Genomic DNA, 25,010 nt, shown 5'->3' on the forward strand with positions numbered 1-25,010 from the left:
CTAAGGAAGATTTCTCCCATTTTCAAATTGGTAAATCCTGCATACGCGAAAAAAGAGGTACGTTTTATTATGGAGTTTTTTTTGTAAAAGTCAAACCATATGTATGTAGTATATGTAAACGAAAAAGCCGTTCATGCACGTAATTCCACAGAGAGGCTATTAATACCTTCTGAAAATACGTTTATTTTTTAGAAAAACAAGGCACAGTGACTGCTGCCTTGTTTTTCTGTTATGTCTTATGCAGTTTTGCAGTTGTCTACCAATACATCGATAGCTTTTTGGAACTTCAGATCATCTTTGATAGCGTCTGTGTTGCCGCCAAGCATTTGAGTCAATTGCTCTTTGTCTGTTTGGTACATTTCAGCCATTTTTTCAAGCTCTGTGTTAACGTCTTCGTCAGTAACTTCAACGTTTTCCGCTTGTGCGATCGCTTCAAGAGTCAAGTTCGTTTTCACACGTTTGCCAGCATCTTCTTTCATTTGCTCGCGAAGTGCTGCTTCGTCCTGACCAGAGAACTGAGCGTACATTTCAAGTGTCATACCTTGCATTTGTAGACGCTGTTCGAATTCACGAACCATACGATCTAGTTCTGTATCTACCATTGCGTCTGGAACTTCCACTTTCGCGTTGTCTGTAGCAAGGTTGATCAACTGCTCACGTTTGTTGTTTTCAGCTGCAGTTGTTTTTTCTTCTTGTAGACGGTTTTTCGTTTTTTCACGAAGCGCATCCAAAGATTCAACTTCTTCGTCTACGTCTTTTGCGAATTCATCATCAAGCTCAGGAAGTTCCTTAGCTTTGATTTCGTGAATTTTTACTTTGAAGACTGCTTCTTTACCAGCAAGCTCCGCAGCATGATATTCTTCAGGGAAAGTTACTGTGATATCAGACTCGCTACCGGATTCTTTACCTACTAGCTGTTCTTCGAATCCAGGGATGAAGCTGCCAGAACCGATTTCCAAAGAGTGGTTTTCTGCTTTGCCGCCTTCGAATGCTTCGCCATCAACGAAACCTTCGAAATCGATTACGACTGTGTCGCCTTCTGCTGCAGTTCCTTCTTCTTTAACAACCAATTCAGCTTGTCTGTTGCGAAGTGCGTCGATTTCTTTTTCAACATCTTCGTCTGTTACAGTAGTGTCTTCTGCTTCTACTTCAAGACCTTTGTAGTCGCCAAGCTCAACTTCTGGTTTGATAGCTACAGTAGCTTTGAAGATAAGCTCTTTGCCTTGTTCGATTTGCTCAAGATCTACATCCGGCTGTGCAACAGGCTCGATGCCAGTCTCTTCAACAGCGTTCATGTATGCTCCTGGAAGAACGATATCAATCGCATCCTGATACAAAGATTCTACACCGAAGCGTTGTTCGAAGATTTTACGTGGTACTCTTCCTTTACGGAAACCTGGTACCTGAACTTGTTTAACTACTTTTTGAAATGCTTGGTCAAGAGCTCCGTCCAATTCCTCAGGAGATAGGGTAATTGTTAAGATTCCCTCGTTCTTGCCTTCTGTTCTTTCGAATTTTGCTGACATAATATTCCCTCCAACATCTATCGTTTGTTTCATGTTAATCGTTCTCAATTCTAGCATAATATAAGTTATTAACTAGTACTGGTTTACAACCATCTTATTATAACATATTCATAGTCGCTTTCAACACTAACGATACGAACTCTGTCATTCCTCGGCGACAGTCAGATATTTCGCTTCTAATGTAATGATTTCTTCCATCATGGAAGCAATTCTCTGCGCTTCTTCCTCTGTAACAGCAGGCTGATCGATTTGCAGGTAACTGCTTGCCAGCTTCTGCAGGGCAGCGGCTAAAACAGTACCGTCTTCTTCTGTAGGCACCATTGGGTATCTAACATACATATAACGATGTAAAAGCTTGTACACTAGGTCGTAAAGTGATGGATTCTGCTGCTCAAGAAGATGCAAATGCTGCAGTACCTGTTTCATCCCTTCCGATTTGTCGACTGTTGTCAGGTTCTCGGGGACAACTGTCATAGTTTCTTTCATCTTATGTATTGTGACTGGAAATTCGATTTCTTGCTTCACGAGCCATTCCAGTACGGCTGTCTGTACGACGGGATCAGCTTCCTCGTCTAGAAGGTATGCTTCCATCTTCTGTACATGAGGACTGACATCTAGCGAATGGCATTTCTGGATGAGTTGCCATTGCAAGGAGGCATCCTTACTCTTGCGTGCTTTTTCGAAATTATGTATAAGTTGATCTGCAGTCGTCTGACTCTTATCTTCGGCCATTTTACGACTTACTTTCTGCAGCTGGTCAAACGATGTCTTAAGCGGCGTCGGTATTTTCTCGGTTGCATAGACCTCGTCCAGCAGTTCAACTACTTCGTCGTAGCGTCCGAGCTGGAACAGCAGCGTTAAATGAATATGTAAGTATTGCAGATAATCCTTATCCTTGGCAGCCAGCAGCTGCAAGGACATTTCCTCCGCCTCTTCATGCCTGCCCAGCTCCATTAGACATATTAGGCGCCCAGTCAGAATTTCCGGCTGACGGTAGCCATAATCCAGAAGCTGTTCAAACTTCCCTATTGCATCTGTGTAATTCTTCTCCTGCAGCTCCTGCATCCCTTCCCGTTCCAGCCGCGTCTTCAGACCCGGGAACAGGACAACATTATTCTCTTTATCCATCGGCAACATCCTCATTAGATTTTCAGTTAGAGACCTGGTAACAGCTATACCCTTAAATGTAACAAAGAAAACGCAGATTGCAACTTTTAAATGGCAAAAAGCTGTGAATCCAGGCATTCACAGCCTTATGATACTTTTCCCTACTTTTCCTGGTTATCCTCAGAGTGGGGTCTTCTGAAAGGTACGACATTTTCCAAATGGATAGGTGCATCATCGTCGTCTTCCTCTTCCTCATCAAGAAAATCAATCAATCGCTGCTGCATATCTCCAAGTTCCCAGGTCATGCTGCTTTCACTAGCTTCCAAATCATAGATATTGCGCTTGATCTGAAGGTAAAACTCCTTTAAGGGCTTATCTGTATATTGGCTCAGAAGTCGATCCGATATTGTATACTCTTGCTGCAGTTCCAGATCATAGATGCGAACCATGAAGTATTTCCCGAAAGGAACGGATCCGATAAACCGATAACGTTTCGTCTCATCTAAATACATAGGCCACCTCCAAGAAAAGTGTAGCATGTATCGACAACCATATGCATATTTTCTCCATAATATACAGAAAACTTACATTTAGTTAAACATGCATACTAAAATCGTAGTGACTAACGAGAAAGTGCGGTTTCATTATGGATTAGACTGTTTGCTGTACCTGTTACAAGAATCCCTTTACCAGGAAAGGATTCCACATGGTTACCCCGTAAGCAGGCACAAGTTATGGGTGACTTCTCATCACCTTTCAACCTTATTGCTGAAGCATAATTTCCGCCGCCCAAGATAGCGTTCTGTATGATGAGGACATTCTTGATAGGATTGCTGCGCCCTGTCGGACGGTTCTTGCTGTCTGTGTCATTTCTGCCATCAACATAATTTGGATGAATCGCAATCCCGCCACCGCATGATTCCATCCGATTATTATAAAGAACAACATCCCGCCATGAATAAGCACGTACAGCCCATTGAAGTGTTTCCTTCATTTTATTGTCTGTCACGAAAATGCGTTCATGCCATCTGTCTGCTGTAGCAGAGTGTGATCCAATTGCTCTTCCCCAGCTTCCCTTCGTGTCAGACGGACCGAAACTATTATGATGAATCCAAATATCCTTGCAAGTTGTTTGATCGAAAACAGAACCTCCCCAAGGGAATACTCGGCGGGCTTTGGCTAAATCCAGCTGGATTGCCTCACTGTACGCGCGCTCTCCATTTCTATCATCATAACCGAGAAACTTGCAATGACGCACCTCAATATTACGCATGGCATTGAGCTCAATCGCATGCCCTTCGCCATGTTCCACCAGCTGCAGCTGTTCGATAATAACATTTTCTGCATGCCCCAACACAAAGCTCGTTCCTCCACGGTATGCAGGATAGTTTGCATCCCACGTTCCGCCTCGAATGATCAGGTTGCCATTTCCACGATAGACACGCATTCGATCCCGCCGGCGTAAATTTAACAGCATCGGCCCATGATGTTTTTTTCGGAATATAGCATCGTTACTCGCCTCAAAGAAGGTGTTTGGCTTAAGACGTAACGGTCGCCGCAGCGTGTAAAGTCCTGGTGGAAAGACAATGTATATGCCCTTCTTGCCATCAGCTAGGTTTAGCAGCCGCTGAATACCTTTCGCATCATCATGTCTTCCATCAGCTCTGACTAGCGGGTGATCTGTTGCTACTATTGTATATGCTGACCTTAACTTTTCATTTAAATGATTGCTAGTTCGGCTAATGTCTCGAAGCGTTTCCGCCAGTTCGTTGAATACAGCTGGTAACTTCTGTTCCTTATCCATCCTGCCGCCTCCTATCAATGAGTATTTTACCCATTATCCGAATTGGCAACGACTTAATCATTAACGGCACTTTTACGGCAAGACAGCAAAAGAACGAACAGGAAATCCTGACGCTTTTCCTGCTTTTGGTACGACATTAAAGATGAACGCCCCTTTTACTGGCAGCTGATCCAAGTTCGTCAGCAGCTCTACTTGATAGGAATCCTGTTCCAGCACATAATATTCACCAAGCAGAGCACCATTCTTCTGAAAATCAACCGCTGCATCCGTATCAAACGTCTCATGCCCTACCGCCTTGATATTCCGTTCTTCATAAAGAAATTTTAACCCTTCCAGTGACCAGCCGGGCGAGTGACTGTTTCCTTGTTCATCTTTATTATCCATCTGTTCCTGATTTGGCCAGCGTTTGCTCCAGTCCGTCCGTAAGGCGACGAATGTGCCTGGCTCAATTATGCCATGCTCTGACTCAAACGCAAAAATATCTTCTACAGACAATGAGTAATCATGATTGGCAGCTGCCTCCTTTGATTTATCAATTACAACAAGCGGCAATACCAATTCTTTCAGCTCAAGCTCTTCCAAGTATCGTGTATCACGCACAAAGTGGATCGGCGCATCCAGATGCGTTCCGTATTGCCCCGGGAAAGTAAAACTCTGCGCGAGGAACCCATCATCATGGGAAAATAGCGTTTCGAACTTTGCAGGATTAAAGGCTGAGAAATGTGGAGATTCTGGACCAAAGGTGTGTGTCAAATCAACCCATTTCTTTTGTCTTAATACTTCCAATGCTTTACTCAACTCGTTAGACATAAACAATCACCTCATTAACTAGTTTGGAAAAAACAAAAAACCTCTCCTAAATAAGAAGAGGTTTGCTACTTTTATGTAGTCCGATTCTTATCTATCTGGAATTAGCACAATACTTAGAGTCTGTTGCTGAAGCTTCATAGGGCCAGTCCCTCCGCTTCTCTTGATAAGAGAATATTCTGTTAACTATCACTATATTGTAAACTAAGCTAATGGTCAATGGATCTGCCAATCAAAATTATCATTTGAAAAAAATAAGCATCCAGCCAATATCGGCAAGATGCCTATAAATTGTCGTTTCCAAATACGAATATTAATCTTGTCAGCAAACCCACTACGTCCGCTAGACTTTCTTACCCCATATAAACACTATCACACGTCCCAGCCTGTGGCTCATAAAAGCAATGGTCTTTAAACTGACCTGCAAACGGCTGGCCATACCACGTAGGAGGGCATGGTGCATACGGATTAAAATACCAAAGTGCATACGAAGAAGGTTGTTGTCTCCAAGACTTCAAATTCCTTTCTGCCAATCTTCTTTCCTGTTCACGTGCTCTCTGATAAAAAACATTTCCTTTTTGAACAGCTTCAAATGAATAATTCCCACCCTGGATCTGGAAGATGACGTCATTAATTGATCTTACATCTGCAAAATCCAAACAGTCAGCTACAGCACGATTCACAATGACATTCCCCACAAACAGCATCCCTAGCTGCCCTTCCCCTTCGGCTTCTGCACGCATCATTCTTGCCATTAAATCAATGTCTGAACTATTGTATTGTACTCTTGCCATGTTATCACCCCACATACAGCGTATGAAAATAGCCCGCTTTCATGTCATTGTATTAGAGGAAGACTTGGTCATATGTGTAAAATATATCTATTTATCTGCTTGCTCACAACATTTCTTGCTATCGGAAAAGATTAAATCACTTACGTTCTGCCTTAAAATATGCTTCCATCCATGTATCAGCCATTAGTTTATTACCGGAATCAGTCATATGAACACCGTCTGTTGTCAAATCCTTTTTCTTTGTTTGCAAGAAGGCTGTATGAGTCGGGACGAGAGTAGCATCATACTTTGCGGCCAACTCCCTGACAATGTCTACATACGGAACTAACATCTGATTTCCCTTTGAATCATTATTTTCCTCAATAATAGTCGGCTCCATAAGGAAAATATCCGCACCCGTGTGTTTTGTTTCAGCCAGGAGCTTATCTAAGACTTTTTTGAATTCATCTGGATAAACCTGTTCCATTTGAGGCTGATCGAGCTGCCTCCATACATCGTTGATTCCAATCGAAATAGATACTAAATCAGAATTTAATGAGAGCACATCTTGTTCCCATCTTGCAGCTAAATCGATAACTCGGTTGCCTCCTACTCCCTTATTGACGATTTCTATGTTTTCTCTCTGTGCCAGTTCCTCCTGAATCTTTTTTACATAACCTTCGCCAATATCTTGAGGATCCTCAAATCTTCCACATTCAGTAATGCTGTCTCCGATAAAAACCCATTTTTGACTCATGTATGAACCTCCTTAAAATACCAGCCTGATCACCTGTTTTTTATCCAGTCGGTAGGGCTGCAACCTTTACTTTTCTTAAAGATTTGACTGAAGTATTGCGGGTTATTTCCATACCCTAATTGCTCTGCTAGTTCAAAGACCTTAATATCCTTCTGCTTTCCCATGATTTCTACTGCTTTATCAATCTTGTATCTCAATACATAAGCAGAGAATTTCTCTCCTACTTCTTTCTTAAATAATTTCCCTAAGTAATCTGTATTCATATATAAGATTTCATTGGCTATCCATTGTAATGATAAATCTGGATTCTCGATATTCTCTTTTATGCTATCAATTATTTTATTGACGACTACAGAGTAACTTGTGCATGCTTCTGTGTGTTCGGATATCCTTTTCTCTTTATTCTCTACCTCAAGTTCTTGGACGACTTCTTCTAAAGCTTCATGGATATCGTCTTCGCTTGATGGTTTCAACAAATAATGCTTCACACCAAAACGCATCGCCTTTTGGGCATATTCAAATTCGTTATATCCAGAAAGCAGTATCCATTTAATCAGAGGAGAGACTTTTCTTCCTTGTTCAATCAGTCCCATTCCATCAAGACCTGGCATAGTGATATCAGTAATCACAATATCCGGATCATGTTCTTTGATAAAGTCCAAAGCCTCCAGTCCATTTCTCGCAATACCGTGTAAGATAGTTCCCTGCTGCTCCCATTCTATAATAGAAGAAATTCCTTCCAGAAGCATCGGCTCATCATCTACCAGCAGAACTTTGAACACTATCACTTCCTCCTTCATAAGGAATCGTCAGCATGATTTTCGTTCCCACGTTTGGTTCACTCATCACGTGAAGTCCGTATGCCGGTCCGAACAAGAGTCTTAACCGATTATCTATATTTCTGATGCCTAAGCCCGTACCTTTTGGACGATAATTTCCGCTCGCTAATTTATTAATAAGTTCTTTTTCCATTCCAGGACCGTCATCCGTTACTGAAATAAACGTATTTCCTCCTTCTTGTACAGCTTCAATTCTTATCGTACATACACCGATAATCTCCTGCAGACCGTATCTTATTGCATTTTCAATCAAAGGCTGGAGACTGAATTTAGGTACCTTACAAGAAAGAAGGTAATCAGGAATATCAGCATGAAAGCTTAATCGTTCTTGAAAACGATATGATTGAATCGTAATATAGTGGTTCACAATTTCCAATTCGTCAGCGAGCGGAATAAGGGCTTCTTTCGTTTCCAGCGACGATCGTAAAATAAAGCCAAGTGACGTTGCCATACGTGAAGTCTCCTTATGTTTACCAAGCTTTGCCGACCAATTGATTGATTCCAATGTGTTATATAGAAAATGAGGATTAATTTGTGCTTGTAGTGTTTTGAATTCAGCGTCTTTGATAACGAGCTGTTTCTTATAATTTTCTTCAATCAATGAATGAATCTGTTTCATCATTTTATTGAAGTTTTCATGCATCTGCCCTGCTTCATCCTTTGAGAACACTACGTGACTCTCCACCTTAAAGTCCTCGACCTCCCCTTTTTGCACTCTTTTCATCTTTCTATTCAATGCCTCGATCGGATTGGTGATTCCTTTAATAAAACGTATGCCAAAAAACAGTAAGATCACAAATATCAGAAGATAAATTGTCAATACAGTACTTTTTACTAAGTTAACTGCTTGGAATAATTGGCTGTAGGGAGAAGTTATCATATAAGTCCAGTTTGTATAAGCAGCAGAAGAATACGTCACAAAATATCTGTCAGCATCATAATTCACTAGCTGATATCCATCGTTTCCTTGCACACTGGCCATTAGGAAGGAATCCTTCCTCGTCGTTTCATGCGGGAAGATAATCTCCCCATTAGAATCTGAGATCAACAGCTGCATCTCTTTTTCGTCTAGGCTATTCTCAAAAGAAGAGACAATATCATGCATATCAAATCGAACAACGATCATACCCAATCTCTCGAAAGAAAGATCTGGATACGCATTTACTTCCCGAGCCACGACAAACGATTTGTCCTGCTTATCAGGTGCAAACCATTCAGCGCCTCCATCTTTTTTATTCGTTCCTTGTTTATATTGAAGCAGTCGCTCATTTCCGATTGAGATGACTCTGTTTCCTGCACTATAGCCTCGATCTGTTGTATCATACAGCTGAATTGAATCTATTGAGTCTTCGAAGGCACCTAAGTCAACAAGCCTCTTTTTAATAGTAACTCCAATTAGATATGCCTCGTAATCATCGCCCGTTTCTTTTAAATTGTAGAGATAAGACTGAAGATAAGGATCAGTGGATAATCTATATGAAAACCCTTTCATTTTTTCAATCTCGTTTTCAATCAAAGCAGAGGATACCTTCAATGACTGTGCGGACTGACGATGAATTTCATCATTGTACGCAACAAGGGCATATTGCAAGAGGACTAATCCGCCTATACTAAAAGAAACTAAGATGAGGAAGAGCAAACAAAACAACTTATATTTCATCTTTAGATTAGAAAACAAGCTCTTGAGTTTTCTCATGCTGTCACTCCCCCTCTTGCTTTTAGCTTCCTATCCGTTCTAGTTCTCTACAATTGAAATAATATCCTCTTTATTTCCTTCATAAGCTATCTTCTAATCTATAAAAACGCTTTGCATTATTACAATAGACATCTTCCCTCTCACTCACAGACAACTGACTTGTCACTGTATCCTCAAACAGCTGGATAACCTCTGGGTATGAAGCAGACTTTAAGCATACTGGCCAATCGCTCCCAAACATGACCCGTTTTGGACCAAAAATATCTAAAACGAGTTTTACATAAGGAAAGATGCGCTTAGTTGTCCAGCTGGCACCTACTTTTTCAGGAACAAGACCAGAAACCTTACACACGGTATTAGGGTATTCCGCAATTTTTCGCATATGACTGGCCCATGGTTCCATTTGTCCAGTATCTATTGGCGGTTTCGCTATGTGGTCTATTACACAGTGAATATGAGGCATCTTTTCTAACAGCTCTAGGATTACAGGTAAATGTCTGGGGTTGGCCTGTAAATCAATCGGAATCCTCTCATCCGCTAACTTGTTCAGATTAAGGAGCACGGTATCTTTTAACAGCCACTCTGAAGGCAAATCTTGAATCATCGGCCGGATCCCAACAAGATGAGGATTTTTATACGTAGCCAACGTCTGTATAGCTTGGGGATCGTCCAATTCAACCCAGCCTACAACTCCGATAACTTCTTTTCTCGTTCTAGCTATATGCAATAAAAACTCATTCTCTTCTAAGGTGGGTGAAGCTTGCACAGCGATTGTTTTGTTTATGCTATGTTCATGCAAGATGGGTTCTAAATGTTCAGGTAAATAAGAGTGACTTTTGCTGCCAGGGCTGTGATCAACTTCTTCATACGTTTTGCGCCAGAAATGTTGGTGAGAATCTATGATCATATATCTATTCTCCTTTCATTAGAGAGCTCAGAGAGCTCAGAGACCTCCAAATGTCAGACAAACACCATGACTGAGATCATGGTGTTTGTTCACAAAAAGTCAGATGTCTTATCCGATCAATAAGGACTCTGCTCCATCTATATAGATTTCTGTACCTGTAATATGATTGGATTCATCAGAGGCTAGAAACTTAACAAGATCCGCCACTTCCTCAGGTTTACCTGAGCGGTTATCCAAAGGTTTGCTTCCTTCAGGGAATTCGACTGGTACTTTGATTTCATCAAGATCCGGAGATCGCTTCATCGACTCTTTGAAATTTGTTTCTATTCCGCCTGGACAGATGACATTTACTCGGATATGATACTTTGCCAGCTCCAATGCGGCCATTTTGGCGAAGGCTGCCAGTGCCGCTTTTGAAGTGGAGTAAGCTGAGAATCCGGCTTGGGAAAAGACTCTGTTTCCGCTTACCGAACTTGTAATGATAATGCTCCCGCCTTGCTGCTTTACATGAGGAATAGCTGCTTTCACGAGGAAGAATGTCCCGTTCAAATTGATGCTGAGAACTTGATTCCAATTGTCAACGCTCATCGACTCGATCGACGAAACTTGGCCAACTATTCCGGCATTGGCGAATACCACATCGACCCTGCCCCACTGTTCCATCATTTTTTGTACGGCCGTCTCAACTTGGTCGTATTGTGACATATTACAAGGGATGGTCATTACTTTTAAATTCTTTTCTTCCATCTCCTCTTTGACTTCTTGCAATTTCGTTTCATTCACATCTAGCAGGCAAACCCGGAATCCGGCATCGGCAAGCTTAAGTGCCGCAGCTTTTCCGATTCCAGATGCTCCGCCAGAAATGATGGCCGTCTTCTCCACCAACATATCCTCCATTCAAGCAAACGGTTTTATAGATCTATTAAATCGTCTATGTTGACTGCATATCCTGACTTCAAGGAGTGGTTACCTGCAATGCCTGTCATGATGGACATTGCTCCATCTATGTGAGTAGCTGAACGTTTGTATGGGTCTGGCTTGGGATTACCGAATAAATCTTGCAGCATTGCTGTATCGCCTCCGCCGTGTCCTCCTATTCCATTATCCACCTGTACCTCATAAGGTACGTCGAACATAGGACTTACCAGAATCGATAATTGTTCCAGCTGCCCTTCCTCGGCCTTGCTACCTCCTGAGTTCACATAAGACTTCTCTATAATGCGCGCATCGATTCTTCCTTTCGTTCCATTAAAGGAGACGATAAAACCTTCCCATGGTAAGTAGGCATTCAAGCTGTATGTCAGGATTGCTTTACTTTTATAGTTCACCATCACCCCTAAAGTATCCTCAATACTTATTCCATCTCCAAAAACACTTTGATCCCTTTGATAGCCATCTTCTTTCTCCGCATCCAAGTACATGCGTTTCAAATGTTCATTGCTTTCCAAATCAAGTGCGAACGGATCACTTTTCGCCTGTTCGCTTTGATAAGCCCGCTGATAGAACTTCGTTTCCCCTCTTTGTTCGGCATTTTCTCTCCCGTAGAAAAGCAGATCTCCAGTTGCATACACACGCTGTGGAGTTGTATCCAGCCAGAAGTTCACCAAATCAAAGTGGTGCGTAGACTTATGAACGAGCAAACCGCCGCTATTTCGTTTATCTCGATGCCATCGCCGGAAATAATCAGCACCGTGCGTCGTATCAAGCGCCCATTCAAAATGTACCGAGTTTACTTTTCCGATGACATCCGAGCTTATCAATTCCTTTATTTTTGTGTTATGCGGCGCGTATCGGTAGTTGAATGTCACTCGGACTTCTCTTCCTGTCCGTTCAATAGCATCCAAGATTTCTTGACACTTGTTTTCATCCGTTGTCATTGGTTTTTCCGTGATCACATCACATCCAAGCTCCAATGCCTTGATGATATACGTATGATGCGTTCGATCAATGGTAGTGACAATGACAATATCCGGCTTCTCCTGCTGAATCATCCTTTCAAAATCTGCTGCAGAATAAGCTGGGATAGCGGGATGCTGGTACCTTTCCTCCAACAGCTGATTGGCATAAGCCATCCTTGTTTCGTTTATGTCACAAAAAGCAGCTAGTGTACATGTATCCTTAAAATCCTTCACCATTGCTCCATAATAAAATTCCGCCCGGCCGCCTGTTCCCACAAGTACATACTTTTTCATAGCGCAACCTCCCATTAGTTTGATTTTAGTTCGCCGGGACTGATTTGAATTCCTTATCTAAGAGTTTTGAGGATTTCTTTTCTGTTCTTTCAAATGCTTTAGCAGCTGGCATCATAACGATCAATGCAACAATGCTGAAGCTGAAAAATAACGCCAACCCTTGAAAATACCATAAAATTGAACCTACTCCGATCGTTCCAACGAGCATTACAAAGGTTTGGCTCGGATTTAACATCATAATAAAGAATGAACGCTTCACGATTTGAAATGGCTTCATATCATAATGCACAAGCATTGGGAACGCATATAAACTTGCAGAAAAAGCAATAGATGTGACAATGAGGTACGGAATCGTGAAGTACAGAGCGGCGTTCGCAGCAGAAGTTATGAAGAGGAAGTCAAGATAGAGGATATATCCTAACAGCACGTAGATATATCCCAGCTTGTTGCTGTTCACGAACTCCTTCTTATACGTTTGTAAAAAGGTCTGAAAAATAGGAATGTCCGTTTTTCCTTGCAGCCATTGGTGCATCACATGCAGCAGGGCTGTGGTAGCGGGGAAAACCCCGAAGACCACCAGACCCGGCAGCAAGAAAACAAGCCAGAGAATATTTATATATGCCATTCTCGTGATCCATTCCAGTCCTTTATTAATAGCAGCCATAATAGCTCTTCCTCTCTATCCTTTTAGACCAGTTGTACTTATTCCTTCCACAACATAGCGCTGGAAGATGAAGAAGATAACAAACACTGGTACTAGTGTGACAATCGACATGGCGAACATCGCTCCCCAGTTCGATACTGTTTCATTACTCAAGAACATGTTCAACGCCATTGAGACAGTATATTTTTCAGGACTGTTCAAATAGAGAACTGGTCCAAGCAAGTTGTCCCAAGTCCAATAGAAAGTGAAAATTGCAGTTGTTGCTAAAGCAGGAACAATAAGCGGCAGAATTACTTTATAAAAGATCTGGAATGTATTCGCCCCATCAATTGTCGCTGCCTCATCCAGCTCCCTCGGTATGGTTCGGATGAATTGGACAAGCAAGAAGATGAAGAATGGGTGTCCAAAAAAGGCTGGTACAACTAATGGTTTTAGAGAATTTAGCCAGCCAAGCTCAGAGAAAATAATGTACTGCGGAATCATGACAACTTCGTAAGGCAGCATTAAGGTGACAAGCATGATCATGAACCAAAACCCACGTCCAACGAACTTCAGTCTGGCAAAGCCAAATGCAATCAAGGAACATGAAATCAAGTGACCAAGCAGCATCCAAATAACAAAAACAATTGTATTCTTAATGAACGTACCAAAACCGTATCCACCAAATCCTTCCCACCCTTGCGCGTAATTCAACAACGTAAAGGGATTAGGAATTAGAGAACCAGCGGTAATGAAAATATCGCCGCTTTCCTTAAACGAACTAACGAACAGCCAAATGACCGGGTAAAGCAACAGAACAGCAAAGCCTCCGACTAGAATATGGTAGAGAAAATATTGAGGTCGTTTTTTAGTCATTCTACTTCCCCTCCGACTCATAGTGCACCCAATACTTGGACGTCAAGAAGATGATTCCAGTCAAAATGGCTACAATGAGCAGCATGACCCAAGCCATGGCCGACGCATAACCCATATTGAAGTACTCAAATCCTTGCTTGAACAAGTACAGAGAATAAAGAAGCGTACCATCTAATGGGCCACCTGTCCCTTTGGAAATGATGAAGGCCGGTACGAAGGTCATAAAAGCAGAGATTGTCTGCATGATGATGTTGAACAATAAAACAGGACTCAGCATAGGCAATGTGATGCGGAAGAATTTCTGGATGAAGTTCGCTCCATCCACACTGGCTGCTTCATAAAAGCTTGCCGGAATCGATTTCAATCCAGCCAAGAATATTAGCATCGATGACCCAAACTGCCAGATGGATAGAAAAATAAGCATCCATAGTGCCGCTGTTGGTTCACCAAACCAACGAATCGAATCAATCCCCATACTCTTAAGCGCTATATTCACGATTCCATCATCACCAAAGATATTCCGCCACATGATCGCAACGGCAACACTTCCGCCGATAAGGGAAGGTAAATAATAGAGCGTCCGGTACCAGCCGACAGCTCGTGATCCTACATTCAGCAGCATGGCCACCAGTAAGGCAAAGGCAAGCCGCAACGGGACGCCAGCGAATACGTAGATGATGGTAACTTTCAATGAATTGATATAACGAGGATCTTCCGTGAACATTTTTATATAGTTCTCAAAGCCGATCCATTTTGGGGCATCAAATAAACCGTACTCCGTAAATGAGAAATATAAGGAAGCTAGCATTGGTGTGATCGTAAAGGCTAAAAAGCCGATGATGAATGGTCCAATGAAAAGATATCCCCACAAATTGCTTCTTAGACGTGAGCTCAATGACTTTACTCCTCTCCTTTTGCAGATGTAATCAAAACGACAGCTGCTCAGCTGCCGTCTTGATTATCTTTTCTCCTATTGTCCAAGCATGCCTTCTGCTTGCGTTCTGAAACTTTCAGCAGCTTCTTCAGGAGCAAGCTGACCATAACTGATTTGTTCTGCTAATGTTTCTAATAATTCAATGACCTCTCCGGCACCAGCTGGATCCGGAGCCCCCATTGGAGAACTGTTCGTTTCAGCCCATTCCACATATTCAAAGACTTGCTTCTGTGCTTCAGAAACTTCATCTTTCAATGCTTCTTTTACTTCAGAAGATCCTGGTACACCACGGTCGCCAAGAATCAATTTATTCGCTTCTACATCGTTCATAAAGAAATCCAAGAAGTCAGCAGCAGCTTCTTTTTGCTCGGAGTTTTGTGACACAGAGAAGAACATACCTGGCTTCAAATAAAGTCCATCAGACGTACCAGGTCCTGGCATTGGAGCAATCTCCAGCGGTTTCTCTGCCACCTGCTTTAATCCTACGAACTGATTGGACCATTGGAAAATCCCTATTGCCTCTCCTTTTACAACTGGGTCATCTTCAATACCAGTTATTTGAGCAAGAGCATCTGGCGTTGGAGTTGCTCCTTTTTCCACTTGCTCTGCGATCATACTCCAGTAATCCGCGAATAATTTATCATCGTCATAACCTAAGCCACTGCCATCCTCTGCATATAAGCGAGAGCCTTGGCTGCGAAGGTAATAATCGAAAAATACATCAGGTCTTAGATGTGTATCGAAAAAAGCGCCTTGCGCAACAGCTTTATCAGACATGGTCTTATAATCGTCCCACGTCCAGTCTTCCGGAATTTCACTACCAAGACCTAGTTCTTCCAATAACTCCGGATTGTAATGGAATCCAACCGCATTCACTCCTGTGTTCATTCCATAGATACCGTCATCTATTTTTCCGCCATTTACGTAATCCTCTGTCATATTACTCGTGTCGATTTGTTCCCCTAAAAACGGAGTCAAATCAGCTAATTTATTTCCTTGCGCATATTGAGCAAGATAGGAAACGTCCATTTGTACGATATCCGGCAATTCATTTGCTGCCGCTTGAGGAGAAAGCTTCTGCCAATAATCATCCCAGCTCGCATACTCCGCATCTATCTGTACATTAGGATTTTGTTCCTCATACATCTCAATAACCTTCGTCGTATAATCATTTCGCGGCTGATCGCCCCACCAAGCAATTCGCAGCTTCACCTTACCATCATCTGAACCAGAACTGCTTCCCTCACTGCTACAAGCAGCAAGCAATAAAACCAAAATCATTCCAAAAACCAACAGAAGCGATTTTCTTTTCATGTTCAATCCCCCCAGATCTAATGTAAGCGATTACATTTATGATTTTACCAAAAGGATGGGAATTAGGGATATATAGAAAACAGGGGTAAATGTTTAAAAAAACGTGTAAAACAGTTTCTCATTTTCGATGATATTGTATTCCTTTTTTCCATCCGCATAAAAGTGGATCTCTGAAATAATTATTAGATACTTATTTGTATATTAGACATTAGCATGTAACAACTTTTTAAAACAAAAAAATACTCCGAGCCAATTTAAGCCTCGAAGTATTTTTCCTATCATGCATGTTGATTTCTTACCTGTGGTTTAGTCAGCTTATGATAACGATAGTAAAGAAAAGCTGCGGCTATAATGCCAATAAATGCCACAATGCTATCAAAAATAAATATATGTGCCATATCTCCGTTTTTAGCAATTAATCCAGTTGCTACAGGTAAAACAACGCTTGCTATACTAGAGGCTGTAGAAACAAACCCTGTAACAGTTCCTTTTTTCTTCCAGAAAAACTGCGTCATCATTGAAATAGCCAACTGTAAGATTCCAGCTGTTGAGAATCCAAGGAAAAAACAAGTAATGCTTAAAACAAGTGGAATATGGACGCTAAGAATAACAATGACAGCAATCAAAGTAATTATTGGGTAAAGTAAAATCACTGTCACAGGCTTGACAATTTTTTTCAACAGAATAGTTAATAAGAGAACTGAAATTAGTGAACCAATACTATAATAGCTCAGCAACTGAACCGAATTGGAAGCAGTCATCCCAGCAACTTCTTGCCCATAGCTTGGTAACCAAATTTGTGAAACTGTTAATAATGCGGTTGATGTAAAACCTATGATAATAAGAGCAAGCCCTTCTTTCCAAAATTCAGGTTCGGTTAAAAACTGGCTTACTTGAGAATGGTCATCCTTCTTTGATTGTTCAAGTTGAGTCTTTGGAATAGCAAAAAACAAAAAAATCATATTAACAATGTAAATAACTGCTGGTACTAAAAAAGAAATGCCATAAAAAAGATTATTATCGGATAGAAATAAGATGATAAATGGCAAAAAAGTAGCTCCCAGCGATACAAAACCTTTTATCATGACACTTGCTGAGCTAGCAGATTTCGGAAACATCTCAGTGAGAGCTGGGTATGTACCAGCATCCATAGCAGAGTTCGAAATACCTGCAAATAAAGCTAAGATAATTGCTATCTCATAACTAGGTGAAAATGGGATTCCTACCAAAAAGACGACCATCGCAATTGACGAAACAATAATTAAAGGTTTCCTGCCGTACTTGTCTGACAATGACCCTGCTATGCTGTAAGTTATCAATCTTCCTATACCTATAGCAGCGATCAAATAACTGATACCAGTAGCATCCGTATCCAATTGAGTTGTTAAAGAAGACATGTTTGAAGCTAGGATAATATTTACCATACCTAGTAGGAAGTAATTGATATACATCCCAAATGCCGATATAAAATACTGATACTTCATTAGTTTACCCCCACACAATGTAAAACATCATACAATTGTTCTCCCCATAGAAAATTACAGTGTAAAAAAGTTATCTTATACTCATTAATCCTCAAAAAAACTAAGAAAAACATGGAGTAGTCTCCTGTTTTTCTTAGTCCTGATTCTTCATTCATTTATTTAGATGTGACCTATAGCATTCACATTATAAAACGAAAAAGCAATCTTATTTATTATCTCCACTTTAATTTTATTTACATGTACTTAGCAGCACATATTATTCAAACATAATTTTTTTAATTTCATCTTTTGGCATTTCTTCTCCAGTAAATAGTTTAAATCCTAATGCACCTTGCCCTAACATCATACCCAAACCATTGATGATTATTGCACCAGCTTCTTCTGCCTGAGCCAATAATTTAGATTTTGCTGGATTATAAACAACGTCTGTCACGATTAAATCTTTACGTAATACATCTAAATTATCATCCAGTATACTTAAATGATCTAAAGGTTTCATTCCTAGACTTGTCCCATTTGCAAGTATTGCACTTTCTGCTACTTCACGACGAAATGCCTCTTTATCCTCTAGTGGAAAAATGTTTGCTTTTACATTATAATCCTTCATATCATTGTTGATTTTTTCTACATTCAATTCAGCTTGGTGGAAATATTGATCATTGCGGGCAAAGATACTAATTTCAGAGATTCCAGCAAGCGCCAATTCAACCGCAATTGGTGTTGCCGCACCACCTGATCCTACTAGTGTTACCTTTTTCCCTTGTAAATCGACACCGTGTTCTTTAAGGTTGTTTACATAGCCTTTTCCATCAGTGTTATAACCAATTAATTTTCCATCTCTATTGACGACTGTATTGACAGCACCAATATATTTAGCACTCTCATCTAATTCATCTAGATATTGAATAACTTCCATTTTATTTGGCATCGATACGTTGAAACCAGCCACATCAAGAGCTTTCATCCCTTCTACGGCTTTTTCCAGCGTTTCATTGCCCACTTCAAATGCAAGATATGCGTAATTTAAACCTTTTAATGTATAACCTAAATTATGCATTCTTGGTGACAAACTGTGTCCAATTGGTGTAGCAAGTAATCCAACTAATTTTGTTTTTCCATCAATTTTCTCTAAGTTATTTTCAAAGTTTTCCATATTAAAATCTCCCTTATGATTTTCTATATAAGTTTCATTTATATTGAACAACCTTACTTCACAATAAAATGAGTAAGAATAGCCATACCAACTTAATAGGTTTAACTAATTACTTCCAAAACATTTCTTAATTGGTCAACAGGAATTTGACCTGGCGCAGATGCTTCTATCCCGGCACCAAATGTACAAGCTGAACCAAATACTGAACCAGCTAATCGACTAACAAGGCCTGTACCAGACATAGACATAGTAATAAACGGTCGATCCGCATACATTGTTTTCATTGTATTTGTAGCCTCTAATAATACTAAAACATCCTCCGCACTTTGAGGCATAACAGCGATTTTCGGTATGTCAGCACCAAACTCTTGCATTTTGCGAAGACGATAAATTATTTCTTCTTTGGGTGGGGTCTTATGAAAATCATGATTACACATGATGACATAAACACCATTTTCTTTCGCTAACTTCACTGTTGCTTTGACTTCGGATTCTTCAAAAAACAATTCAACATCAACAAGATCTATCTGCTTCGTCTGAATAGCTGTATGCAGCAATTCAAAATAATAACGATCTGAAATTTCTTTATTACCACCTTCTTTAAAACTTCTAAAAGTGAAAAGAAGAAGTGTATCTGGCAAAACCTTTCTAAGTTTTGTAATCATACCTGAAACAGCTTCTATGCTTTCGACATGCTCATAGCAATCTACACGCCACTCAACAATATCCGGCTTCGATAATTTTACCGTTTCAACTTCTTGAAGTATTTGTTCTTCTTTAGTTGCTACTAACGGAACAATAATTTTTGGAGTACCTTCTCCAATTGTGGTGTTTTTAATTGTAACTGTATTCACTTCGTGATCCTCCTACTAAAATCTTTATCCCTAAATATTTTCAATCAAATTAAATCTAAAACTTTTGCTTTTTAAAGGACTCAACCTTTTCTTGTTAAAAGATTAAATCGATACATCACTACCAATGCCGCCAAAATTTCTACCACAGCAATGGCCACTTCAAGCCAGATAATCGCAGTAATGCTAGTCGTATCTGCCATCACACCGGTTAAAGCGGGTAAAGAAATAACTGCTATACTGCCAGATGTTGAAATAATCCCCGTCATCGTGCCTTTCTTCTGCCAGAATAATTGAGTGATTACCGTAATGGCTAACTGCAGTACTCCAGAAATAGATAAACCGACAAAGAAAGCACTGATGATTGCTACGCTTAATGAATTTACTGATAATAGAACAATCAAAGAAATAACTGTAATAATTGGGTAAACAATCATAATTGTCACAGGGCGAATCTTTTTCAGTGCAACAGCTAGCAAAATAACAGAAACAAAAGCTCCTGTACTATAATAGCTAAGCATTGTTACGGATTCCGTATCAGTCATACCTAATACTTCTTGTCCTAAAGTAGGCAGCCACAATGGCGCGATCATGATTAATCCTAAAGAGGTAAAGCCAATAACGATAAGGGCAAGTCCTTCCACCCAAAATTTTGGCTGAGATAAAAATACGTTTTCCTCAGGTTGTTTCGTACTTCCGTTATCAGATTCTGCATTTTTATGGTTCGGAAATCGTGCAATAAGAATTAAGACCAACGCAATAACTGTTACGATTGCAGGAATATAGAATGAAAATTTATAGCTTATATTATTAGTAGCTAAAAAAGTAATCAGTATAGGAAGCAGGATTGCCCCAACAGAATTAGATGCTTTTGCTAGAACATTCGCTGTTCCTGCAGACTTTGGAAAAGACTCAGTAAGGGCTGGATATGTCCCTGAATCCATCGCTGAGTTTGCAATTCCCATTAAAACGGCCAAAACAAAGGCTATTTGATAATTAGGCGCCATCGGAAATCCGATTAAGAATATGGCCATTAAGATACTTGAAAAAGCAACTAATGGTTTTCTACCTAATTTATCTGATAGATATCCATTTAAAGCGTAAGTAAGAAGCTTCCCAATCCCGAAAGCAGATAAGAGAAGACTGATTCCTGAAGTAGTGGTATTTAATTGTTCTGTTAAACTGCTCATATTCGATGCAAATATGATATTAACCATTCCTAATATGAAAAAGTTAAGATACATTCCACCAGCAGCTGTTATATATGGACTTTTCATAAAAAATCCTCCATCCCCTCTATAAAAAAAATAAAAATTAAATTAATATACTTGTACGTCCCAACCTGTTCATCTATCACAACCTCTCAATAAACACTGATTAGTCAATTCCTTGGATGTGTGTCATCAGCAGTAACCACCGCATATATTTAATAGGGCTTAACTTTGAGAATTTAATTTAATTAGTTCTCCGTACAATCATGCGGTTACTTAACATAGATTGGTATATCGTTCTACTAATAGTGCAAAGTACCTCGTGCATTGGCTTTCTCAATTATGGAGATCATAGTGACAACTACAGCTGTGTCTATACCGCAATCTTCATTTGGTATATCGTTCTACTAATAGTGTAAGGTACCTCACATATTTGGCTTTCGCATTAGATTGGAATCATAGACACAGTGGCAATTACAACTGTGTCTATACCGCATCTTTAATTTGGTATATCGTTCTACTATTAGCGTGAGGTACCTCACATATTTGGCCTTCGCATTAGATTGGGATCATAGCCACAGTGGCAATTACAGCTGTGTCTATACCGCATCTTTAATTTGGTATATCGTTCTACTAATTGTGCAAAGTGCCTTACGCATTGGCTTTTCAATATACGGAGATTATAGTGACAACTACAGCTGTGTCTAAGCCACATATTTTATTCGGTATATCGTTCTACTAATAGGCAAAGTAACTCACGCATTGGCTCCTCTATATATGGAGATCATAGTGACAACTACAGCTGTGTCTATACCGCAATCTTTATTTGGTATATCGTTCTACTAAATTGTACAAGGTAATTCACACATTTGACCTTCACATTAGATTGGGATCAGTGACAACTATTGTAGTCAGAGTAACATGTAAAAAATCTTCCATGTTGAATATCCTTCTACTTATGCTGCAACAAATTCTTTTCTTTTATAACACTTTTTTAAATTATTACTTGAAAAAGATACATATTGGCATTGAAATCGAAAATATGCAGTAATTACGTATACCTCATCATATTGAAAAGTACATTAAAACCTTTTTTGCACCACATCTATTACACTTATTTTTCTATTAATCTGCGCAGAAAATAAACTAAAATAAGTGCGCCTCAGCCATTATACTGCTACACTAAAATTGTGTCAAACCTATGACTTCACTTTATAACACTTGTGATTTTTTTCACAATAAGCTTGACAGGTATCAATCTCATAAATATTGTTTTCAAACTTTCGTTAAAATATAGATTTAGAGGGCATAGCCCATACATAGAAAGAAATACAAGTTACTGCAAAAAATCTTAACCTACCCTGCGATGGAATGACCCGTTATTGTAGGTTATATGAAAAAAAGGTACTATATAGAGAGAAACATTATTGGAGAAATCCTGCGTCTTATCAAAAGGAAAAATAATATGAAATGCATGATTTACGACAATTAGTTTTCTTTTAAGAAATTTAAATTCTATTCAAGATGGTGATTCAATAATGAAACATCCTAAAAAAAAGCGAGTCACATTACAAGAGGTCGCAAAGCATGCTGGAGTATCAACTGCCACCGCTTCCCTTGTCGTTCGTAACAATCCTAGAATATCTGATAAAACGCGAAAAATAGTGATGAATTCAATGAAAGAATTAGGGTATGTATACGACAGAGTCGCTGCAAATCTAAGGTCACAAAGCTCTAATACCGTGGGTGTGATTATCACCGATATTTCAAACAAATTCATTTCTGAATTTTTGGTAGGTGTACACGAAACACTAGAAGAAGTTGGATATACGGTGTTATTAGGAACGTCTTTTGATTCTCTTGCCAAGCAAGACCATCTCCTTTCTACCATGTTGGAACATAGAGTCGGTGGTTTGATTCTCGATCCTGTCTCTGGGAGTAATGCTGAAACAGTTAATCGGTTAAACCAGATGAACACACCAATGGTTCTTGCTGTTAGAGAATTACCGGAAGTAAAAAGTGACTATGTTGGCATAAATTATAGGAAAGGGTCCCTGATGGCTACTAATCACTTAATAGATAAGGGACATAAAAGGATCGCGTTTTTAGGAGGGGTTCGAACTTCCTCGACCTGGATCGAACGTATGGACGGATATCAGTATGCCCATGATAACGCGGGATTGATCATTGACAATAACCTAGTTGTAGACAGTCCTCCTACCCGAGAAGGTGGGTTAGAGGCTGTATTACAAGTTCTTCGTAATCCTGATCCTCCAACAGCTATTTTTTGTTTTAATGACTTAGTTGCCTTCGGAGTGATGCAAGGGTTAAGAAAGGAAGGTTTTAATCCCGGGCAGGACATAGATATTGTAGGATTTGATAATATTCCTGAATCAGATGTCTATCATCCCCCTTTAACTACGGTCTCTTCATTTCCTAGGCTTACAGGTATAGAAGCCGCAAAGCTTTTACATCAGCAAATGTCAAACGATAGCCATGAGCAGCAGCGGTTGATCCTAGAGCCAGAGTTGATTGTTCGAGAATCTGCGTAAAGTGATTAAATGTAAGATGACTGGCTATCTGTTGGGCCATGCTCCCCTGCACCTTCTTTTTAAAAAGTAGTGACAAATTCCAGTTTTGAACTACAGTCTTTTATTGAAGCCATTCAGCAATGTTAATAAAAGGACTTGATTCAAAATAACGCTATTACGTAAAAAAGGCGCTAGAATCCCTTAGATTAGGAATTCTAGCGCCTTTTACTGTTACCTGTACTAAAAACAGAAAATCATTACTTTTATTTTACGTAAAGATACATGTATGAAACGACTAAGTTTGTATATACTCTCGGTTGTTTAACTTATCTGGTTCCAGGATTCTTCAACAATAGAAAAAGCGCTAAAACCTTTATACAAGTTTTTAGCGCTTTTCTCATTAGCGTCCCAAGAGGGATTCGAACCCCCGACCCACAGCTTAGAAGGCTGTTGCTCTATCCAGCTGAGCTACCTTATTTACCGCCCTTTATCAACGTATCAGTGTAACGGTCACTTCTCGAACTTAGACCGTAATCTCTTTTCCATTGTAGCTCAACGGATTGAGTAGAACAACATTTTCAGCTTGGTGAAGCTGAAAACAATTGAACATTTGACTCAATCATCTAACTTTTGACAATGAATGATGTTTAGCATGCCATACAAAATACTTGGCATTTCTCTCATTCCAATTGTCTATTTCTCTTCCAGCAAGATTATGTAAATATACATCTAACCATTCTGTAGTGAGCTTTTGATTCAGGACTACCTTACCATTTTTGACAATGATATAACCTTTCTCAAACAAATCATCACAACCAAACTTACACATTGGCATTACTATGTTCTGATAGTCAAGTTTCTCTTCCTTAGTACATAAAGATCTCTTCTTAATATGGGCTGCTACTAAAAATTGAATAGGATATTCCTTACCACATATTTGACATGTGTGGATGGTTCTGTTACCAAATAGAGCCTTCCTAAGAAATCCCTGCTCAGCTCTGCTTTTGGTTTTACCCTCGATATCAAGCGTGTCTTTATTGAATGCCTCAATAACTTCCTTGTAGTCTCTCTCGGTCACTGGCTGAAAAGCCGTTTCACTTTCCAAGTCAAAATAACTTATAAGGGCGTTACTCTTTTGTTCATCAAGAACAGAGAACCCTTGTACATTGAAATTAGGTGAATATCCCACAATCTCGTTGAACAGGGAGACTGGTATGTCATGCTCTCTGATTTCATCAAGGAAGTACATATACTCCCATGTCTGCCCCTTTGAGTCTCTTCCCCATAGATGCTCTGCAAGTGGAACATTATGTATTTTGTACGTTACAAACCCATATGAGTATAAGACCCTTTTGGCTGAGAAAAATGTTACATCAGCTGGTTCTATTCTATTCCACTTGTTTGCATTAACATTATTTACCCCTGCCGTTACTCCCCATGTTGGAACTAACCCATTAGGATAGAGTTCTTTGATTCTTTCAAATTGATCCTCTGTTACAAATGGTTTTATTCTCAAAATATCTACTGGTCGAATGAGTGTATCAACGTAGTGTTCTCGAGCATCTTTATTGCCTGTTGGTTGAAGAATGACCCTACTCATTATGT

The 25,010-nt window shown here is 39.9% G+C and carries 22 protein-coding genes and 1 riboswitch; of the genes, 1 reads left to right on the plus strand and 21 read right to left on the minus strand.

From position 1 onward, the window contains the following. Positions 1 to 236: 236 nt before the first annotated feature. The 20 genes from tig to CHH58_RS06440 form a co-directional block, all read right to left on the minus strand. Positions 237 to 1,526, minus strand: coding sequence for a trigger factor (gene tig / locus CHH58_RS06345; protein ID WP_095262204.1), 1,290 nt, complete (start codon positions 1,524 to 1,526; stop codon positions 237 to 239). Positions 1,527 to 1,670: 144 nt separating this feature from the next. Continuing rightward, complete coding sequence (locus tag CHH58_RS06350; protein WP_170937543.1) at positions 1,671 to 2,654, minus strand: tetratricopeptide repeat protein; 984 nt, start codon at positions 2,652 to 2,654, stop codon at positions 1,671 to 1,673. A 140-nt stretch (positions 2,655 to 2,794) separates the two neighbouring features. Then, positions 2,795 to 3,145, minus strand: coding sequence for a hypothetical protein (locus tag CHH58_RS06355; protein ID WP_095226687.1), 351 nt, complete (start codon positions 3,143 to 3,145; stop codon positions 2,795 to 2,797). Positions 3,146 to 3,255: 110 nt separating this feature from the next. Continuing rightward, positions 3,256 to 4,437 (minus strand): hypothetical protein, encoded by a 1,182-nt coding sequence (locus CHH58_RS06360; protein WP_095262205.1) that lies wholly within the window; start codon positions 4,435 to 4,437, stop codon positions 3,256 to 3,258. A gap of 72 nt (positions 4,438 to 4,509) precedes the next feature. Beyond that, entirely contained in the window at positions 4,510 to 5,247 is a 738-nt protein-coding gene (locus CHH58_RS06365; RefSeq protein WP_095226685.1) for a cyclase family protein, read from the minus strand. Between the two features lie 84 nt (positions 5,248 to 5,331). Continuing rightward, positions 5,332 to 5,417: riboswitch (SAM riboswitch) on the minus strand. A gap of 180 nt (positions 5,418 to 5,597) precedes the next feature. Continuing rightward, positions 5,598 to 6,038: a cell wall hydrolase gene (locus CHH58_RS06370; RefSeq protein WP_095220290.1), complete on the minus strand. Its 441-nt coding sequence runs from the start codon at positions 6,036 to 6,038 to the stop codon at positions 5,598 to 5,600. Between the two features lie 136 nt (positions 6,039 to 6,174). After that, positions 6,175 to 6,774, minus strand: coding sequence for an SGNH/GDSL hydrolase family protein (locus tag CHH58_RS06375; RefSeq protein ID WP_095262206.1), 600 nt, complete (start codon positions 6,772 to 6,774; stop codon positions 6,175 to 6,177). Between the two features lie 29 nt (positions 6,775 to 6,803). After that, complete coding sequence (locus CHH58_RS06380; protein ID WP_095226682.1) at positions 6,804 to 7,556, minus strand: response regulator transcription factor; 753 nt, start codon at positions 7,554 to 7,556, stop codon at positions 6,804 to 6,806. Beyond that, a complete protein-coding gene (locus tag CHH58_RS06385; RefSeq protein ID WP_095262207.1) occupies positions 7,531 to 9,309 on the minus strand; it encodes a cache domain-containing sensor histidine kinase in 1,779 nt (592 codons plus the stop codon). Before CHH58_RS06385 ends, CHH58_RS06380 begins: the two co-directional genes overlap by 26 nt. A 79-nt stretch (positions 9,310 to 9,388) precedes the next feature. Then, positions 9,389 to 10,216 (minus strand): amidohydrolase family protein, encoded by an 828-nt coding sequence (locus tag CHH58_RS06390; protein ID WP_095235259.1) that lies wholly within the window; start codon positions 10,214 to 10,216, stop codon positions 9,389 to 9,391. A 108-nt stretch (positions 10,217 to 10,324) separates the two neighbouring features. Next, positions 10,325 to 11,104: an SDR family oxidoreductase gene (locus CHH58_RS06395; RefSeq protein WP_249275055.1), complete on the minus strand. Its 780-nt coding sequence runs from the start codon at positions 11,102 to 11,104 to the stop codon at positions 10,325 to 10,327. A 23-nt stretch (positions 11,105 to 11,127) separates the two neighbouring features. Continuing rightward, positions 11,128 to 12,408, minus strand: coding sequence for a Gfo/Idh/MocA family protein (locus CHH58_RS06400; RefSeq protein WP_095262208.1), 1,281 nt, complete (start codon positions 12,406 to 12,408; stop codon positions 11,128 to 11,130). A gap of 25 nt (positions 12,409 to 12,433) precedes the next feature. Beyond that, entirely contained in the window at positions 12,434 to 13,072 is a 639-nt protein-coding gene (locus CHH58_RS06405) for a YesL family protein (RefSeq protein ID WP_095226677.1), read from the minus strand. 15 nt (positions 13,073 to 13,087) lie between these two features. Continuing rightward, on the minus strand, positions 13,088 to 13,927 hold the full coding sequence (locus tag CHH58_RS06410) for a carbohydrate ABC transporter permease (protein WP_095226676.1): 840 nt from the start codon (positions 13,925 to 13,927) through the stop codon (positions 13,088 to 13,090). A 1-nt stretch (position 13,928) separates the two neighbouring features. Beyond that, on the minus strand, positions 13,929 to 14,822 hold the full coding sequence (locus tag CHH58_RS06415) for a carbohydrate ABC transporter permease (protein ID WP_095226675.1): 894 nt from the start codon (positions 14,820 to 14,822) through the stop codon (positions 13,929 to 13,931). Positions 14,823 to 14,897: 75 nt separating this feature from the next. Next, a complete protein-coding gene (locus CHH58_RS06420) occupies positions 14,898 to 16,175 on the minus strand; it encodes an ABC transporter substrate-binding protein (protein WP_095235258.1) in 1,278 nt (425 codons plus the stop codon). 278 nt (positions 16,176 to 16,453) lie between these two features. Then, positions 16,454 to 17,659 carry an MFS transporter gene (locus CHH58_RS06425; protein WP_095232926.1) on the minus strand — a complete coding sequence of 402 codons (1,206 nt, stop codon included), beginning with the start codon at positions 17,657 to 17,659 and terminating at the stop codon, positions 16,454 to 16,456. A gap of 256 nt (positions 17,660 to 17,915) precedes the next feature. Next, positions 17,916 to 18,812, minus strand: coding sequence for a quinate/shikimate dehydrogenase (locus tag CHH58_RS06430; protein WP_095232927.1), 897 nt, complete (start codon positions 18,810 to 18,812; stop codon positions 17,916 to 17,918). Positions 18,813 to 18,913: 101 nt separating this feature from the next. Further along, complete coding sequence (gene aroD, locus CHH58_RS06435; RefSeq protein WP_095226672.1) at positions 18,914 to 19,666, minus strand: type I 3-dehydroquinate dehydratase; 753 nt, start codon at positions 19,664 to 19,666, stop codon at positions 18,914 to 18,916. An 80-nt stretch (positions 19,667 to 19,746) separates the two neighbouring features. Next, positions 19,747 to 20,940: an MFS transporter gene (locus tag CHH58_RS06440; protein WP_095226671.1), complete on the minus strand. Its 1,194-nt coding sequence runs from the start codon at positions 20,938 to 20,940 to the stop codon at positions 19,747 to 19,749. 1,472 nt (positions 20,941 to 22,412) lie between these two features. Between CHH58_RS06440 and CHH58_RS06445 the strand changes: the two genes are divergently transcribed. Beyond that, on the plus strand, positions 22,413 to 23,426 hold the full coding sequence (locus CHH58_RS06445) for a LacI family DNA-binding transcriptional regulator (RefSeq protein ID WP_095262209.1): 1,014 nt from the start codon (positions 22,413 to 22,415) through the stop codon (positions 23,424 to 23,426). Positions 23,427 to 24,024: 598 nt separating this feature from the next. Here the strand turns inward: CHH58_RS06445 and CHH58_RS06455 are convergent. After that, positions 24,025 to 25,005 (minus strand): HNH endonuclease, encoded by a 981-nt coding sequence (locus CHH58_RS06455; RefSeq protein ID WP_249275056.1) that lies wholly within the window; start codon positions 25,003 to 25,005, stop codon positions 24,025 to 24,027. Between the last annotated feature and the right edge of the window lie 5 nt (positions 25,006 to 25,010).

This window comes from Terribacillus saccharophilus (genome assembly GCF_002272745.1).
In the GTDB taxonomy this organism is placed as follows: Bacteria; Bacillota; Bacilli; order Bacillales; family Amphibacillaceae; genus Terribacillus; species Terribacillus saccharophilus_B.

Excerpts from the sequence above, each read along its gene's own strand:
- CHH58_RS06410 (WP_095226676.1), bottom strand. The coding sequence starts at position 13,927 with ATGACTAAAAAACGACCTCAATATTTTCTCTACCATATTCTAGTCGGA.
- CHH58_RS06400 (WP_095262208.1), bottom strand. The coding sequence starts at position 12,408 with ATGAAAAAGTATGTACTTGTGGGAACAGGCGGCCGGGCGGAATTTTAT.
- CHH58_RS06455 (WP_249275056.1), bottom strand. The coding sequence starts at position 25,005 with ATGAGTAGGGTCATTCTTCAACCAACAGGCAATAAAGATGCTCGAGAA.
- CHH58_RS06440 (WP_095226671.1), bottom strand. The coding sequence starts at position 20,940 with ATGAAAAGTCCATATATAACAGCTGCTGGTGGAATGTATCTTAACTTT.
- CHH58_RS06370 (WP_095220290.1), bottom strand. The coding sequence starts at position 6,038 with ATGGCAAGAGTACAATACAATAGTTCAGACATTGATTTAATGGCAAGA.
- tig (WP_095262204.1), bottom strand. The coding sequence starts at position 1,526 with ATGTCAGCAAAATTCGAAAGAACAGAAGGCAAGAACGAGGGAATCTTA.
- CHH58_RS06350 (WP_170937543.1), bottom strand. The coding sequence starts at position 2,654 with ATGGATAAAGAGAATAATGTTGTCCTGTTCCCGGGTCTGAAGACGCGG.
- CHH58_RS06385 (WP_095262207.1), bottom strand. The coding sequence starts at position 9,309 with ATGAGAAAACTCAAGAGCTTGTTTTCTAATCTAAAGATGAAATATAAG.
- CHH58_RS06405 (WP_095226677.1), bottom strand. The coding sequence starts at position 13,072 with ATGGCTGCTATTAATAAAGGACTGGAATGGATCACGAGAATGGCATAT.
- CHH58_RS06355 (WP_095226687.1), bottom strand. The coding sequence starts at position 3,145 with ATGTATTTAGATGAGACGAAACGTTATCGGTTTATCGGATCCGTTCCT.
- CHH58_RS06360 (WP_095262205.1), bottom strand. The coding sequence starts at position 4,437 with ATGGATAAGGAACAGAAGTTACCAGCTGTATTCAACGAACTGGCGGAA.
- CHH58_RS06390 (WP_095235259.1), bottom strand. The coding sequence starts at position 10,216 with ATGATCATAGATTCTCACCAACATTTCTGGCGCAAAACGTATGAAGAA.
- CHH58_RS06430 (WP_095232927.1), bottom strand. The coding sequence starts at position 18,812 with ATGGAAAACTTTGAAAATAACTTAGAGAAAATTGATGGAAAAACAAAA.
- CHH58_RS06445 (WP_095262209.1), top strand. The coding sequence starts at position 22,413 with ATGAAACATCCTAAAAAAAAGCGAGTCACATTACAAGAGGTCGCAAAG.
- CHH58_RS06425 (WP_095232926.1), bottom strand. The coding sequence starts at position 17,659 with ATGAAGTATCAGTATTTTATATCGGCATTTGGGATGTATATCAATTAC.
- CHH58_RS06395 (WP_249275055.1), bottom strand. The coding sequence starts at position 11,104 with ATGTTGGTGGAGAAGACGGCCATCATTTCTGGCGGAGCATCTGGAATC.
- CHH58_RS06365 (WP_095226685.1), bottom strand. The coding sequence starts at position 5,247 with ATGTCTAACGAGTTGAGTAAAGCATTGGAAGTATTAAGACAAAAGAAA.
- CHH58_RS06375 (WP_095262206.1), bottom strand. The coding sequence starts at position 6,774 with ATGAGTCAAAAATGGGTTTTTATCGGAGACAGCATTACTGAATGTGGA.
- CHH58_RS06420 (WP_095235258.1), bottom strand. The coding sequence starts at position 16,175 with ATGAAAAGAAAATCGCTTCTGTTGGTTTTTGGAATGATTTTGGTTTTA.